The sequence below is a fragment of the Nocardia heshunensis genome, assembly GCF_054782115.1.
In genome coordinates this window covers 658,411-672,526 of the sequence record NZ_BAAGTC010000009.1, presented here as the reverse complement: position 1 = coordinate 672,526, position 14,116 = coordinate 658,411, and the positions used below count along the sequence as shown (strand labels likewise).

Sequence of the window (14,116 nt, the reverse complement as noted above, 5' to 3'; positions counted from 1 at the left end):
TGAGACATGTCCGACCGCTATGCCACGCTGGAATCACTACTGGCCGACCGCTACACCTGCCGGGCCTTCCGCCCCGAGCCGGTCCCCCGCGCCGATATCGAAGCGATCCTGCGGCTGGCCCAGCGCACACCATCGTGGTGCAACACGCAGCCGTGGCAGCTGGTCATCACCGAGGATCCGGCCGCCACCGACCGGTTCCGCAAGGCGCTGCTGGATCACATCGACGGCGCGGCCATCGCCACCGACATCCCGTTCCCCGCTTCATACGAGGGCGTCTACCGCGACCGCCGCCGGGAATGCGGCGGGGCCCTGTACACCGCGGTCGGCGTCGCGCGCGGCGATCACACGGGCAGCATGCGCCAAATGCTGCGCAACTACGAGCTTTTCGACGCCCCGCACGTCGCGATCCTGACCACCGAGGCAGATCTCGGGACGTACGGTGCGGTCGACTGCGGGCTGTATCTGACGTCGTTCCTGCTGGCGGCGCAGAGCCTCGGCGTGGCCACCGCCCCGCAGGCCGCGCTCGCGACCTACTCGCCGTTCCTGCGGGAGTACTTCGACCTGCCCGCGAATCGCCAGGTGCTGGCCGGAGTGTCGTTCGGGTACGCGGAGGACGCGCATGCCGCCAACGGTTTCCGGACCTCGCGGGCAACGCTCGATCAGGTGGTCACCTGGCACGGCTGATCAGCGGAAGCGGAGCACCATGGTGACGCTGACGGTCCCGGCCGGATTGGCCTTGCGGGTGCCCTCCACCTCGACGAAGCCGAGCCGCTCGTAGAGCCGCAGCGCCGGATTCTCCAGGCGGACACTCAAACTGACGGCGTCGTAGGTGTCGCGCGCGGCGTCGAGCAGGGCCGACATCAGGGCCGTACCCAGCCCCGTGCCACGACTCTCGGGAGCGACACCGATGGCCAGCTCCGGAGTGTCGGCGTCGACATAGCCGTAGGCGGGGTCCGCGGGATCGAACAGGCGCAGCCAGGCAGCACCCAGCGGTACCCCGTCGAACCCGCCGACCACGCCGAGATCGCCTGCCGCGCCCCAGCCTTCGACGTAATGGCCGAGGTGCGGGACGTCTCGCAGCTCGTCGGGCGAGTGCCTGCCCTGCTCCCGGGAGTAGGAGGCTTCATAGAGCATCGCCCAGAGGAGTTTCTCGTCGGCGGGTTCAGCGGGTCGAACGAACATTCGTTCAGCCGATCACGAATTCTGCCGAGGTGCCAGTGAATTCGCTGTTGGCTCCCGCGCCGTCGCGGCTGTCGCCGGTGTAGCTGATCCGGTATCGCCCCGAGGGTGCATCGTCCGGAACCGTCCACTGGATGCGGATGGTCGACGCGGCGGGCTGCCCGTCCGGGCGGGACCAATGCAGTTCGGTGCACCAGTCGTTGTCGTCGTAGCTGCGCCGCCAGTTGTCACCGGAGCCCTGCTGGATTTCGAAGTAGGTGCCGTCCAGCCGGAAGTCGTTGTTGGGGTGCGCACCCACGAACTCAACCGAAACCGTCTGCCCCGCACCATAGTTCGCATCCGGCTGGGTGAGCACATCGCCGAAGGCGCGCCCGGCGTGCGGCAGGTCCGCGGGCACCGGCGGCAGGAAGTTCGGCTGCAGCCCGAAGCTCCAATCGAGCGGCGCGGGTCCTCGTCCGAGGTCGATGCGCGCCGCCAAAGCCTTTGCCAGCCGGTCGAATTCCTGCATGTGCGCCGACAGCGTCCACCGGCCGTACAGGGTCTCACCGCCCTCGTACTGCTGGGTCGCGTACTCCTCCGGCGTGGTGACATACCCGTTGTAGCCGTTCGAATAGCCCTGCACGAGCACATTCTCGATCGGCACATTGAGCGCCCGCGCCACGATCCGCCGAATCCGCAACCCGGACACCACCGTGTACTCCGACGGCCCCGACGCCAACACCAGATCACCGATCCGCATCAACTGCAACGGCACCACCTGCGGCACCCACGGCCGCGGCGGCAGGATCCCCAGCGGCGCCAGAATCAGCTTGGGCGCCTGCACATCCCGCATCCACTGCTCGATCGGCGAGTTCAGCCCGCCGAGCGCGGCCACCATCGGATTCGAGTCGCCCTCTTGCAGGAACGACAGCTGGGAGTTCCAGTTGTCCTCCGTGCTGGTCGCCATCGCCGCCGCACCCATCATGGCGGGCGAGGTGCGCGCGGGCTTCCCATCCGGCGTGTAGTCGCCGTCGATGGCGGTATCGGAGAGGTCCACATAGTGCAGCACCGAGTCCACACCGGCGCTCGTCATCGGCGACGCGGCATCGAAAGCCTTTCGGCCCGCCTGATATTGGCGCTCGCCGATCATGGCGCAGTTGGTGCGATTGTCCTCGGTGGGACCCGACGGGTGCATCGGCCGGATCCAGAGGTTGGGGGTCATATCCCCCGGGTTGGTCTGTGGGAAGGCCGCCACGAATGCCGGTGCGCCTTCGAGATGACGCACACCCATCTCGTCGTGCTCCCAGCGATAACTGGCATAGCCCTTGTTGTCCGCGGAGATGAGGGTGTTGCGATCGGTCAGGCTCGTGCCGTGCGTGGCGAACCAGGTAATCGCCCCAACGTCCCTGCCGCCCTTACGGAACCGCAGCACCGTGATCTTCGGATCGATCGCGTCCGGAAACTCCGCCTTGTCCTCGGCCGGGTTCTCCTCGAACGCCACCCGCGACCGATTGGCACTCGCATCGTGCAACTCGCCATGCCCGAGCATGATCGACCCCGGCCCGATGTTCTCGTGCGCATTCACGATCGCCTTGACGATCCCGTTCACCTCGGCATCATGCGAGTTCTGCTGAAACCCCATGGCCGCTAGCGAATACGCATACTCACGAGCGCTGCCACCGCACGAGTTGTGGTTGTGCGTGGCATTGATATTGACGTTCCGCTCGGTGTACAGCCCACCGAACCGCTGCTGCAACTGCTGCATCACCACCAGGTGCACCGACTGGAACAGGCAAGCATTGTCGGTGTTGACGAACGCAACCCGATCCCCGGTGGCCTGATCCACCACGATGTAGGCCCGCGCATAACACCGCGTGAGGAGTCCGGTCGTCACCTGATCGGCCTCGGAGTACCCCATCATCCCCTGCCCGGCAGGAGCCCCGGTGATATCCGCGATCCCCACCCCGACCTGGTAATCCTGCCCCGCGGCCTGCTGCCGATTCGGCTGCACCCCAACCGCATTCGCACCAACCACCACGCCGGCCCCCACGCCACCAACCGCAGCGCCCACCAGCACAGCCCGCCGGGACAGCGTCATAACACCCTCACTTCCACACCGCAGCATGCGAACCCCGGCCCGCACCCACAAAAGAGTGAACCCGTTCTATTTCAGGTTTCCCGCAGACTAGTCGGTCACTTGACCAATTTCTAGCCGAGTACCCCGACGACCGCCCGCCACCCTAACCCCGCCCGCCCCGCACCCCGGGCCGCACACGCCGAATATCAGCAGGTCACCGCGCTTCCGCCAACCGAATCAGCGCCTCCCGAACCAACTCCGGCCGCTCATCCACAATGAAGTGCCCACACCCCTCCACATACTCCACCGTGTAGTCATCCGCCCGAGCCGTCTCCGCCGCGGCCAACGAGTAATGCACGGCAGCATCCCCCTTCCCGAACAACGCCCGAACCGGCACCGTCGCCGCCCGAACCTCCGGCCTCCGCACCGAAGCAGGAATCTCCTTCAGCAGAAACGTCCGATACGTATCGGTCGCCGCCCGAGCCACTATCGGATCCCTGAACCGCTGCGAAAAGACCTCGATGGTCTCCCGATCCATCCCATGCCCCTCCGACATGGCATTCCCGAACAACCACTCCAAGAACCGAGTCCGCCGCTGCAACGGCACCCCCACACTCGCCATCAGCGGCTGATAAGCCAACAGCCGCCAAGCCTGCCGAGCCACATCCCCCTTCGGCGCCCACGGATGCGCCATGTTCAACACCAGGAACCCACCGAACCGCTCCGGCTCCCGCAGAACCATCCGATACCCGATGAACCCACCCCAGTCATGCCCCGTCAGCAGCACGTCCTGCTCGAGCCCCAACGCATCCATCAGCGCCAGCACATCCGAAGCCACATCGTCCTTGGCCCAGCGATGCGGCGCCGCCCCCGACCACCCGTACCCCGGCAGATCCGGCGCGATAATCCGCAGCCCTTCAGGGGGATTCGCCAACAGGTCCCGGTAGACGAAGTGATGCTGCGGCCACCCGTGGAGCGCGAGCACCGGCCGTCCCTCCCCCGCCTCGGTCACGTGAAATCTCACGCCTCGCGCCGAGACAAAGCTCCGACGAACGCCTGAGATAGCGGGTAGATCTCGATCAGCAGCCATGACTCACGCTAACCCTCCACGCCCCCGACGAACCCGGAGAATTCTTCGACGATCGCTGCCCCGCCGGACATTCGGCTAGTCGGCGACGTGGAGTCGGCGCATACAGCGGACGACCAGATCTGCCGGGGAAGCGTTGCGCTCGGCGGTGTCGTCTTGGGCCCACAGTTCCAGTGCCACCCGAATGGCACCCGCGGCGGCCGCCGCAGTCAGTCGATTGTGGAACGGATCTCCTTGTGGCCCGGTCAATTCCGTCAGAATGCGGTACAGCTCGCGTTCGGCGTCGAGGTTGATGCGTTGCCAGACGGCCCGGAGTCTCGGGTCGGTGTCCATGGCACGCAGTAGGCCGCGGGTGGTCTCCAGGTCGTCATGGCCGTCTACCGGGGCCATCGAAGCGACGGCGGCGGATTCGAATTCAGGGAGGGTGGGCAGGCGGGGTGGGCCGGTGGCTATGTCGACCAGCCAGCGTTGGGCGCCCGCCGCGAGCATCGGTTCGACGGCCTCCTCCTTGGTGCCGCAGTAGCGATAGAAGGTGCGCAGGGCTACGCCGGATTCGGCGGCGATCTGCTCGGCCGTGACCGCGGCGGTGCCGTGGGTGGCGAAGAGGCGGGCTGCGGTTCGGGCTATTTCCATGCGGGTTTCGGTCTTGCGGCGTTCCGCCAGGGACGGGCGGCGGGCGGGTTCGAGGGGTTGGGCGGACATATCACCTCCTTTGACGTGGGACTTGCATGAATCCTAATCGACGGGATGCCAGGGTGGCACGTTGTGCCAATCAGGCGTACCGTGTCAGGCAGAGACAGCTAGTTGTAGGAGGAATCGCAATGGAGCGTTTTGACGGGCGTCGAGTAGTGGTGACCGGAGCCGGGTCGGGGATCGGGCGGGCTACCGTGCATCGGATCCTGGCCGAGGGTGGGCAGGTCGTTGGCGCGGACGTGAATGAGGCCGGGCTGGCGGAGACTGCGAAGCAGGCCGCCGAGAACGGGAATGGGGATCGACTCACCACGGTGACGATCGATATCTCCAACGAAGAATCCGTGAAAGCTGGCGTGGCCGCGGCGGTCGAGACCCTCGGCGGGATCGATGCGCTGATCAATGCTGCGGGCATTCTGCGGTCCGCGCACACGCACGACATGCCGTTGGCCGACTTCAACAAGATCATTACGGTCAACCTGACCGGGACCTTCCTGATGATCAAGGAAGCACTCCCCCGACTGCTGGAATCGGACAAGGGTGTGATCGTGAACTTCACCTCTACGTCCGCGTTCTTCGCGCATCCCTACATGGCCGCGTATGCCGCGTCCAAGGGCGGGATCATGTCCATGACCCATGCACTGGCGGCGGAGTACTCCAAGCAGGGACTGCGGGTGGTTGCCGTTGCACCGGGCTCGATTTCGAGTGATATGACCGATGGGCGGGGGCCGGGGCTGCCGGCGGATGCCGATCTGAGCCTGTTCATGAAGCTCGCGCCGGGGATCGGGCAGGGGTTCGCCTCGCCGGATACCGTGGCGGGCGTCGTCGCCATGCTGGCCTCGGATGACGGGGCGTTCATCACCGGCACCGAGATCCGGATCGACGGCGGCACGCACTACTGACAGCCGCATTGCGAACGGCCCCGCCGGAGGATTCCCGCGGGGCCGTTGCCGTGCAAGGGGTTTCAGGGTTGCCACTACCCGATTTGCAAGTTTTGCGATCTACGGCATAGTGCGTGCCATACGGTTTGAGCGATGCCAGACCGTAAGGGGGTTGAGTCCATGTCGCCGATAGTGGCAATTGCCTGCTGGCACAACAACACCGGTTGACCGATCCCGCCATGCTCGAACGTTGTTGTGTACAGGAAAGGTTGGGCTTCACCCATGGCGAAGCACCGTAGGCAGACGGCAACTCAGCGCGTATTGGTGCGCGCCGCCGTCTCGGCCATCCCGATGACCGCGGCGCTGGGTATCAGCGCCGTCGCCCACGCCGCGCCGCAACCCGGTGTGACCCAGCCGGATCCGGGCTCCCCCAATGCCGGTGCCGCCCAGCCGGGCGTCAGCACACCCGCGCCGCCGACTCAGAAGGTCTCGCCGCAGGACGATGCGCACGGCGTGGCGCCGCAAAGCGATTACGCACCGACCAGGCCGGACCCGAAGCGCGACTATCCCGCCGCTCCGATCGAGCCGGGCGATCTGCACGCACCGGAACCGACACCGGATATCGGCGTGATCGTCCCCACCAACCCGCGCGAACTGCGCGCCGGTGATCTCACCGCCATTGCCCCGGACTTCCTCAGCGACGATCAGGTCGCCCAGGTCAACAGCGCACTGGCGGGCCCCGAGGCCCAGATCTCCCAGTTCACCCGGTCCGTCGGCGTCGCTCCCAGCCGCGCCGACCATATCGCGGCGGGCGCCTTGGCGGGAGCCGCGGGCGGCGCAGTCATCGGTTGCATCGCGGGCGCGGCCATCGCCACCCTCCCGGCGGGCCCCCTCGCTCCCATCATCGCCCCGCTCACCGCACCGCCCGGATGCGTGGTCGGCGCCGTGATCGGTCTGGCGACCGGCACCCTCCTCGGCGCCGGAGCGGGCGCGCTGATCTGACAGTGCACGTGCGAACGGCCCGGCGGGAGGAATCCTGCGGGGCCGTTGCCGTCCAACGGGTTTCAGGGTGGTTCCGGGGGAAAAGTCATACATGAGGACCATTCGGCCCTGAATTCACAGGGAATTGGTTCCGGTCCGGGGCGATCTCGGGCATCGTTTGTGACCATGAAGTCGATATCCTTACGCCGGACCGTCGCCCATGTGGCCGCTGTCGGCGCGATCGCTCTGATTCCTCTTGCCGCAGTGACAGTTCCGGCCTCCGCGGATGTCCCGCTCCAGCCCACCCCGAGCGATGTGGCGTGGCCGCATCACGACGACGGCTGGAACAACGGCTGGGACAACGACGACTGGCACCACCGCCACGACCGGGACCGCGACGACTGGAACCGGGACCGGGACGACTGGAACCGCGGCGACGACGACTGGAATCGCGGCAACTGCTGCTGGCGTCAGATGCTGCCGCCCACCGGCAGCTGGTAACCCCGCCACAGACGAATACCTCGCGCATAACCCCCTTCATGCGCGAAATGCGAAGGCCCGCCAGGAGATCCCTGGCGGGCCTTCGCATTGACGAAAAGCCGGAAACCTTAGGCGGTTTCGGTGATCGGGCGATCGACCCAGCTCATCAGGCCGCGCAGCTTGGCACCGGTGACCTCGATCGGGTGCTCGGCGTTGGCCTTGCGCAGACCCTCGAGCTCCTTGTTGCCGCCCTCGACGTTGGCGACGAGGCGCTTGACGAAGGTGCCGTCCTGGATGTCGGTCAGGATCGCCTTCATGCGCTCCTTGGTCCCGGCGTCGATGACGCGCGGGCCCGACAGGTAGCCACCGAACTCGGCGGTGTCGGAGACCGAGTAGTTCATGCGGGCGATGCCGCCCTCGTACATCAGGTCGACGATCAGCTTGAGCTCGTGCAGCACCTCGAAGTAGGCCATCTCCGGCGCGTAGCCCGCCTCGACCATGACCTCGAAGCCGACCTTGACCAGTTCCTCGGTGCCACCGCAGAGCACGGCCTGCTCACCGAAGAGGTCGGTCTCGGTCTCTTCCTTGAAGGTGGTCTTGATGACGCCCGCGCGGGTGCCGCCGATGCCCTTGGCGTAGGACAGCGCCAGCGCCTGGCCCTCGCCGGTCGGGTCCTGGTCGATGGCGATCAGGGCCGGAACGCCCTTGCCGTCGACGAACTGGCGACGCACCAGGTGGCCGGGGCCCTTCGGGGCGACCATGCCGACGGTGACATCGGCCGGAGCCTTGATCAGGCCGAAGTGGATGTTGAGGCCGTGGCCGAAGAACAGCGCGTTGCCCGCGACCAGGTGCGGCTCGATGTCGTTGGTGAAGATCGAGGCCTGCGCGGTGTCGGGCGCGAGGACCATGATGACGTCGGCCCACTCGGCGACCTCGGCCGGAGTGCCGACGGTGAGGCCGGCTTCCTCGGCCTTGGCGCGGGACTTCGAGCCCTCCTTGAGGCCGATGCGGACGTCGACGCCCGAGTCGCGCAGGCTCAGCGAGTGCGCGTGGCCCTGGCTGCCGTAGCCGATGACGGCGACCTTCTTGCCCTGGATGATCGACAGGTCAGCGTCGTCGTCATAGAACATCTCGACTGCCACTTTGGTCAGCTCCTTCTTGGATTCAGTGATTAAGCGTTGTGGATCCCGGCCAAAAGCATGCCGGGATGACGAGCGGGTGGCCGCCGTGGCGGCCGGTTACTAGCGAGTCGCGGTGATGGACTTGGGTCCACGGCCCACAGCGACGACGCCGGACTGCACGATCTCTCGAATACCGTACGGCTCCAGCATGCGCAGCAGCGCGTCCAGCTTGGAGCGGGTGCCGGTGGCCTCGATGGTCAGCGCGTCGGGCGACACGTCGATCACCTTGGCGCGGAACAGGTTCACCGACTCGATGACCTGGGTGCGCACGCTCGCGTCGGCGCGCACCTTGACCAGGATCAGTTCGCGGGCCACCGAGGACTCGGCATCCTGCTCGACGATCTTGATCACGTTGACCAGCTTGTTGAGCTGCTTGGTGACCTGCTCGAGCGGCAGATCCTCCACCGTCACGACGATGGTCATGCGCGAGATCTCGGGGATCTCGGTACCGCCGACCGCGAGCGACTGGATATTGAAGCCACGCCGGGAGAACAGGGACGCCACGCGCGCGAGCACGCCCGGCTTGTCCTCCACCAGCACGGACAGGGTGTGGGTGGTGGTCATTCCTGCGACCCCTTCTCGTGCGACATGGCCTCGTGGATGACGGCCGGTTCGGCGATCGACTCGTCGTCGTCGAACAGCGGGCGGATGCCGCGCGCGGCCATGATCTCGTCGTTGGACGTACCGGCGGCGACCATCGGCCACACCTGCGCGTCCTTGCCGACGATGAAGTCGATCACCACGGGACGGTCGTTGATCGACTGCGCCTCGCGGATCGCGGCCTCCACGTCCTCTTCCTTCTCCACGCGAATGCCGTGGCAGCCCAGGGCTTCCGCGAGCTTCACGAAGTCGGGGATGCGCAGGGTGTGGGTGCCCAGATCGGTGTTGGAGTAGCGCTTCTCGTAGAACAGGGTCTGCCACTGGCGGACCATGCCCAGGTTGCCGTTGTTGATCAGCGCGACCTTGATCGGCACGCCCTCGACGGCACAGGTGGCCAGCTCCTGATTGGTCATCTGGAAGCAGCCGTCACCGTCGATGGCCCAGACCTCGCGGTCCGGCATGCCCATCTTGGCGCCCATGGCGGCGGGCACGGCGTAGCCCATGGTGCCCAGGCCACCGGAGTTCAGCCAGGTGCGCGGCTTCTCGTACTTGACGAACTGCGCGGCCCACATCTGGTGCTGACCGACGCCCGCGCAGTAGATCGCGTCGGGACCGGCCATCTGGCCCAGCTTCTCGATCACGAATTCCGGCGAGAGCGAACCGTCGGACGGGGTCTTCCAGCCCAGCGGGTAGCTGTCGCGGATGCCCGACAGGTAGGACCACCACTCGGTGAGATCCAGCAGCGGGGCCTTGCCCGACGCGGCCGGGTCGGCCTTCAGGGTCTCGATGAGCTCGGTGATGACCTCACGGCAGTCGCCCACGATCGGGACGTCCGCGTGGCGGTTCTTGCCGATCTCGGCGGGGTCGATGTCGGCGTGGATCACCTTGGCGTTCACCGCGAACGAGTCCAGCTGACCGGTGACGCGGTCGTCGAAACGCGCGCCCAGGGTGATCAGCAGATCCGAACGCTGCAGTGCCGCAACGGCTCCCACGGTGCCGTGCATACCCGGCATACCCATGTTGAGGGTGTGTGAGTCCGGGAACGCGCCGCGCGCCATCAGGGTGGTGACCACCGGGATGCCGGTCAGCTCGGCCAGCTCCAGTAGTTCCTCGTTGGCGTCGGCCTTGATGACGCCGCCGCCGACGTAGAGCACGGGCTGCTTGGCGTCCATGATCATCCGGGCGGCCTCGCGCACCTGCTTGCCGTGCGGCTTGGTGACCGGACGGTAGCCGGGCAGCTTCATTTCCGGCGGCCAGGAGAACGTGGTCTGCGCCTGCAGCACGTCCTTCGGGATGTCGACCAGGACGGCGCCCGGGCGGCCGGTGGAGGCCAGGTGGAACGCCTCGGCGAGCATCCGCGGGATATCGATCGGGTCGGTCACCAGGAAGTTGTGCTTGGTGCACGCCATGGTGATGCCGGAGATGTCGGCTTCCTGGAAGGCGTCGGTGCCGATCAGCGAACGGCCGACCTGACCGGTGATGGCCACCAGCGGCACCGAGTCCATCTGCGCGTCGGCGATCGGGGTGACCAGGTTGGTCGCGCCGGGACCGGAGGTCGCCATGCAGACGCCGACCTTGCCGGTGGCCTGGGCGTAACCGGTCGCGGCGTGACCCGCGCCCTGCTCGTGACGCACCAGCACGTGGCGGACCTTGACCGAATCGAACAGCGGGTCGTAGACGGGAAGAACAGCACCGCCCGGAATACCGAAAATCGTGTCGACGCCGAGCTCCTCGAGGGAGCGGACAACAGACTGCGCGCCGGTGACCCGCTCGGGCGGGACCTGGCGACGATTCGGGGTAGCAGCCACAGCCGGGGTCGGCTGGGCCGTAGGCGCGGGCTTACGGGCCGAGGGCCCGGGCCGTGCGGTAGGTGCGCTCACCGTCTTGGTTCCTTTACTGCTTGTCGTTCCAGTTCATGGACTTGCCTGAACACAAAAAAGCCCCCGACAGCCAGGTGGCTGTTCGAGGGTGGCGCGTCGCAGCTGCGAGCTGACGTAAATGACCTACAGTCGTCGGCTCAGCGCTGGACGCGCCGGCCGATTACGAGAAGCTCGGTTCGATTCACGCGCTCGACGGTAATTGCGCGTTGGTCGATGAGTCAAACAGCTGACCTATTGGGTCTCATTATGTGAGACAGTGCGGTTGATCGGGTCCGTTCACCGTGATGCAAGGATGTGGGTGTGTCCTCACAGCATCAGTCCGTGCCACCTGCTCGATCGTCCCACACGCCCGAGTCCGAATCGGACGCGGGTCAGGTGATCCGCATCCCCCGGCTCGCTCACATGGGCGTGTTCATCCTGCTGTTCTGCGTCGCGTTCCCGTTCTTCGGCTGGCCGCAGGTGCTGTGGGTGCTGTTCGCGATCCCGCTCGTGGTGGCGATCTGGGTCGAGCGCACCCGGACCACCGTCTCGGACAATGGGATCGACACCCGCACTCTTTTCGGCTCGCGCCACGTCGACTGGTCCGATGTGAAGGGACTGCGCATCCCCAAGCGCGGCTACCTGCAGGTGCACCTGGCCGACGACTCCGATGTGACCTTGCCCGCAGTCGGCTACGGACAGCTCGCGACTCTGGTCGCCGCCTCGAACGGCCGCATCCCGGACCCCTTCGCCGAGCCCGAGGAAGAGGCCGCGGAAACCGTGGAAGAGGACGACGACAAGGGCGAGTCCGCGCCGGAGTAACGTTGAGGCCCGCCGGAGCACGTCTTTGCGGAAATGTTCCGGCGTAGTCGCCACAGCCCCCTGCGACACGAACCGAGGACCTGACCCATGCCACCGCTTCGCTCACGCACCACCACCGTCGGCCGCAATGCCGCGGGCGCTCGCGCCCTCTGGCGCGCGACCGGTCTCGAGGATTCCGACTTCGGGAAGCCGATCGTCGCCATCGCGAACTCCTACACCCAGTTCGTGCCCGGCCACGTGCATCTCAAGGACGTCGGCGAGATCGTGGCCGAGGCGGTACGGGCTGCCGGTGGCGTCCCGCGTGAGTTCCACACCATCGCCGTGGACGACGGCATCGCCATGGGACACGGCGGCATGCTGTACTCGCTGCCCTCGCGCGAGATCATCGCGGACTCCGTGGAGTACATGGCCAACGCCCACACCGCGGACGCGCTGGTCTGTATCTCCAACTGCGACAAGATCACTCCCGGCATGCTGAACGCCGCCATGCGGCTCAACATCCCCGCCGTGTTCGTCTCCGGCGGTCCGATGGAGGCCGGTAAGGCCGTGGTCGTCGGCGGCGTGGCCCAGGCTCCGACCGACCTGATCACCGCCATCTCCGCGAGCGCCTCGCCGAACGTGACCGATGACGGCCTGTCCGAGGTCGAGCGCTCCGCGTGCCCGACCTGCGGCTCCTGCTCGGGCATGTTCACCGCCAACTCGATGAACTGCCTCACCGAGGCGCTGGGCCTGTCGCTGCCGGGCAACGGCTCGACGCTGGCCACGCACTCGGCCCGCCGCGCCCTGTTCCAGAAGGCCGGACGGGTGATCGTGGACATCGCCACCCGCTGGTACCGCGACGACGACGCCTCGGTGCTGCCGCGAAATGTGGCCAATGCCAAGGCTTTCCACAACGCCATGGCCCTCGATGTGGCCATGGGCGGTTCCACCAACACCGTGCTGCACACCCTCGCCGCCGCGCAGGAGGGTGAGATCGAGTTCGATCTGCAGAGCATCGACGAGATCTCGCGCGGCGTGCCGTGCCTGTCGAAGGTGTCGCCGAACTCCGATTACCACATGGAGGACGTGCACCGCGCCGGTGGCATTCCGGCCATCCTCGGCGAGCTGCGCCGCGCCGGTCTGCTGAAGACCGACGTCACCACCGTGCACACCAAGTCGTTCGACGAGTGGCTCGATACCTGGGACATCCGCTCCGGCAAGGCTTCCGAGGAAGCCGTCGAGCTGTTCCACGCCGCGCCCGGCGGGGTCCGCACCACCGTGCCGTTCTCCACCGACAACCGCTGGTCCTCGCTGGACACCGACGCCGAGGGCGGCTGCATCCGCGACAAGGCGCACGCCTACACCGTCGAGGGCGGGCTGTGCGTGCTGCGCGGCAACATCGCTCCGGACGGCGCGATCCTCAAGACCGCGGGCATCGACGAAGACCTGTTCACCTTCGAGGGCCCGGCCGTGGTGGTCGAGTCCCAGGAGGAGGCGGTCTCCAAGATCCTGAACAAGGAGATCAAGCCCGGCGATGTGGTCGTGGTCCGCTACGAGGGCCCCAAGGGTGGTCCCGGCATGCAGGAGATGCTGCACCCCACCTCGTTCCTGAAGGGCGTCGGCCTGGGCAAGGTCTGCGCGCTCATCACCGACGGGCGTTTCTCCGGCGGCACCTCGGGCCTGTCCATCGGCCACATGTCCCCGGAGGCGGCGGCCGGCGGGTCCATCGGCCTGATCGAGAACGGTGACCGCATCCGCATCGACGTGCACACCCGCGCGCTCGAATTGCTGGTCCCCGAAGAGGTTCTCGCGGAGCGCCGCGTGAAAATGGAAGCGTCCGAACGGCCTTGGCAGCCCGTGAATCGCGAGCGCCCGGTGACGACGGCGCTGCGCGCCTACGCCGCGCTCGCCACTTCCGCCGACAAGGGTGCCGTCCGGTACGTGCCGTAATTCAGGAAAGCAAGGGAATGACAATCGAATACATCGGCAAGGCGGACACGATGCTTGCCGAGTACACGGCCATGCTCGCGCGGTCGGATGCCCGCAACGCCGAAGCGAAGGCGCTGCTGGCCGAGGCCGAGGAATTGGCCGCCGAAGTGCGGCATCTGGAGTCGACGGAGTTCATGATGACTCCGGACGAGATCGCGCAGAGCACCGCGCACAAGGCGATGCTCAGCCAGCAGATCGACATGAAGTCGAGTCGGGTGCTGAATCTCCACCGGGAGACCTTCCAGGAGTGGGAATCCTGGACCTCACGGCAATACTGAGGTGAAAGAAAGCGGCCGGGATGATCTGAGATCATCCCGGCCGCTTCGTATTCG

At 66.7% G+C, this 14,116-nt stretch carries 14 protein-coding genes; 7 read left to right on the top strand and 7 right to left on the bottom strand.

Annotated features, from left to right (window positions below; translation table 11 throughout):
* Positions 1-6 precede the first annotated feature (6 nt).
* Positions 7-684: a nitroreductase gene (locus ACYVN4_RS31200; protein WP_460725572.1), complete on the top strand. Its 678-nt coding sequence runs from the start codon at positions 7-9 to the stop codon at positions 682-684.
* Here ACYVN4_RS31200 and ACYVN4_RS31195 read toward each other — a convergent pair whose 3' ends face one another.
* The 4 genes from ACYVN4_RS31195 to ACYVN4_RS31180 form a co-directional block, all read right to left on the bottom strand.
* Positions 685-1,182: a GNAT family N-acetyltransferase gene (locus tag ACYVN4_RS31195; protein ID WP_460725571.1), complete on the bottom strand. Its 498-nt coding sequence runs from the start codon at positions 1,180-1,182 to the stop codon at positions 685-687.
* A 4-nt stretch (positions 1,183-1,186) separates the two neighbouring features.
* Positions 1,187-3,256: a neutral/alkaline ceramidase gene (locus ACYVN4_RS31190; RefSeq protein WP_460725570.1), complete on the bottom strand. Its 2,070-nt coding sequence runs from the start codon at positions 3,254-3,256 to the stop codon at positions 1,187-1,189.
* Between the two features lie 193 nt (positions 3,257-3,449).
* Positions 3,450-4,325: an alpha/beta fold hydrolase gene (locus ACYVN4_RS31185; RefSeq protein ID WP_460725569.1), complete on the bottom strand. Its 876-nt coding sequence runs from the start codon at positions 4,323-4,325 to the stop codon at positions 3,450-3,452.
* Between the two features lie 75 nt (positions 4,326-4,400).
* Complete coding sequence (locus tag ACYVN4_RS31180) at positions 4,401-5,024, bottom strand: TetR/AcrR family transcriptional regulator (protein ID WP_460725568.1); 624 nt, start codon at positions 5,022-5,024, stop codon at positions 4,401-4,403.
* A gap of 119 nt (positions 5,025-5,143) precedes the next feature.
* Here ACYVN4_RS31180 and ACYVN4_RS31175 point away from each other — a divergent pair, with 119 nt between their 5' ends.
* The 3 genes from ACYVN4_RS31175 (at position 5,144) to ACYVN4_RS31165 (ending at position 7,375) form a co-directional block, all read left to right on the top strand.
* Positions 5,144-5,914, top strand: a complete 771-nt coding sequence (locus tag ACYVN4_RS31175; RefSeq protein WP_460725567.1) for an SDR family NAD(P)-dependent oxidoreductase — start codon at positions 5,144-5,146, stop codon at positions 5,912-5,914.
* Positions 5,915-6,175: 261 nt separating this feature from the next.
* On the top strand, positions 6,176-6,895 hold the full coding sequence (locus tag ACYVN4_RS31170; RefSeq protein ID WP_460725566.1) for a hypothetical protein: 720 nt from the start codon (positions 6,176-6,178) through the stop codon (positions 6,893-6,895).
* A gap of 165 nt (positions 6,896-7,060) precedes the next feature.
* Positions 7,061-7,375 carry a hypothetical protein gene (locus ACYVN4_RS31165; protein ID WP_460725565.1) on the top strand — a complete coding sequence of 105 codons (315 nt, stop codon included), beginning with the start codon at positions 7,061-7,063 and terminating at the stop codon, positions 7,373-7,375.
* 107 nt (positions 7,376-7,482) lie between these two features.
* Here ACYVN4_RS31165 and ilvC read toward each other — a convergent pair whose 3' ends face one another.
* From ilvC to ACYVN4_RS31150, 3 genes are all read right to left on the bottom strand, one after another.
* Positions 7,483-8,484: a ketol-acid reductoisomerase gene (gene ilvC / locus ACYVN4_RS31160; RefSeq protein WP_379364835.1), complete on the bottom strand. Its 1,002-nt coding sequence runs from the start codon at positions 8,482-8,484 to the stop codon at positions 7,483-7,485.
* Between the two features lie 111 nt (positions 8,485-8,595).
* On the bottom strand, positions 8,596-9,099 hold the full coding sequence (ilvN, locus tag ACYVN4_RS31155) for an acetolactate synthase small subunit (protein ID WP_379364703.1): 504 nt from the start codon (positions 9,097-9,099) through the stop codon (positions 8,596-8,598).
* Positions 9,096-11,015, bottom strand: coding sequence for an acetolactate synthase large subunit (locus ACYVN4_RS31150; protein ID WP_460725564.1), 1,920 nt, complete (start codon positions 11,013-11,015; stop codon positions 9,096-9,098). The genes ilvN and ACYVN4_RS31150 overlap by 4 nt, the downstream gene beginning before the upstream one ends.
* Before the next feature lie 300 nt (positions 11,016-11,315).
* Here ACYVN4_RS31150 and ACYVN4_RS31145 point away from each other — a divergent pair, with 300 nt between their 5' ends.
* The 3 genes from ACYVN4_RS31145 to ACYVN4_RS31135 all read left to right on the top strand — a co-directional run bounded on the left by ACYVN4_RS31145 (position 11,316) and on the right by ACYVN4_RS31135 (position 14,062).
* On the top strand, positions 11,316-11,816 hold the full coding sequence (locus ACYVN4_RS31145) for a PH domain-containing protein (RefSeq protein ID WP_460725563.1): 501 nt from the start codon (positions 11,316-11,318) through the stop codon (positions 11,814-11,816).
* An 87-nt stretch (positions 11,817-11,903) separates the two neighbouring features.
* Positions 11,904-13,745, top strand: coding sequence for a dihydroxy-acid dehydratase (ilvD, locus tag ACYVN4_RS31140; protein WP_460725562.1), 1,842 nt, complete (start codon positions 11,904-11,906; stop codon positions 13,743-13,745).
* 17 nt (positions 13,746-13,762) lie between these two features.
* Positions 13,763-14,062 (top strand): hypothetical protein, encoded by a 300-nt coding sequence (locus ACYVN4_RS31135; protein WP_460725561.1) that lies wholly within the window; start codon positions 13,763-13,765, stop codon positions 14,060-14,062.
* The last annotated feature ends 54 nt before the right edge of the window (positions 14,063-14,116 follow it).

Bases quoted from the DNA above. Each gene is read 5' to 3' on its own strand.
- ACYVN4_RS31165 (WP_460725565.1), top strand. From the start codon at position 7,061: ATGAAGTCGATATCCTTACGCCGGACCGTCGCCCATGTGGCCGCTGTC.
- ACYVN4_RS31180 (WP_460725568.1), bottom strand. From the start codon at position 5,024: ATGTCCGCCCAACCCCTCGAACCCGCCCGCCGCCCGTCCCTGGCGGAA.
- ACYVN4_RS31170 (WP_460725566.1), top strand. From the start codon at position 6,176: ATGGCGAAGCACCGTAGGCAGACGGCAACTCAGCGCGTATTGGTGCGC.
- ACYVN4_RS31135 (WP_460725561.1), top strand. From the start codon at position 13,763: ATGACAATCGAATACATCGGCAAGGCGGACACGATGCTTGCCGAGTAC.
- ilvC (WP_379364835.1), bottom strand. From the start codon at position 8,484: ATGTTCTATGACGACGACGCTGACCTGTCGATCATCCAGGGCAAGAAG.
- ACYVN4_RS31200 (WP_460725572.1), top strand. From the start codon at position 7: ATGTCCGACCGCTATGCCACGCTGGAATCACTACTGGCCGACCGCTAC.
- ACYVN4_RS31195 (WP_460725571.1), bottom strand. From the start codon at position 1,182: ATGTTCGTTCGACCCGCTGAACCCGCCGACGAGAAACTCCTCTGGGCG.
- ACYVN4_RS31190 (WP_460725570.1), bottom strand. From the start codon at position 3,256: ATGACGCTGTCCCGGCGGGCTGTGCTGGTGGGCGCTGCGGTTGGTGGC.
- ACYVN4_RS31175 (WP_460725567.1), top strand. From the start codon at position 5,144: ATGGAGCGTTTTGACGGGCGTCGAGTAGTGGTGACCGGAGCCGGGTCG.
- ilvD (WP_460725562.1), top strand. From the start codon at position 11,904: ATGCCACCGCTTCGCTCACGCACCACCACCGTCGGCCGCAATGCCGCG.
- ilvN (WP_379364703.1), bottom strand. From the start codon at position 9,099: ATGACCACCACCCACACCCTGTCCGTGCTGGTGGAGGACAAGCCGGGC.
- ACYVN4_RS31185 (WP_460725569.1), bottom strand. From the start codon at position 4,325: ATGGCTGCTGATCGAGATCTACCCGCTATCTCAGGCGTTCGTCGGAGC.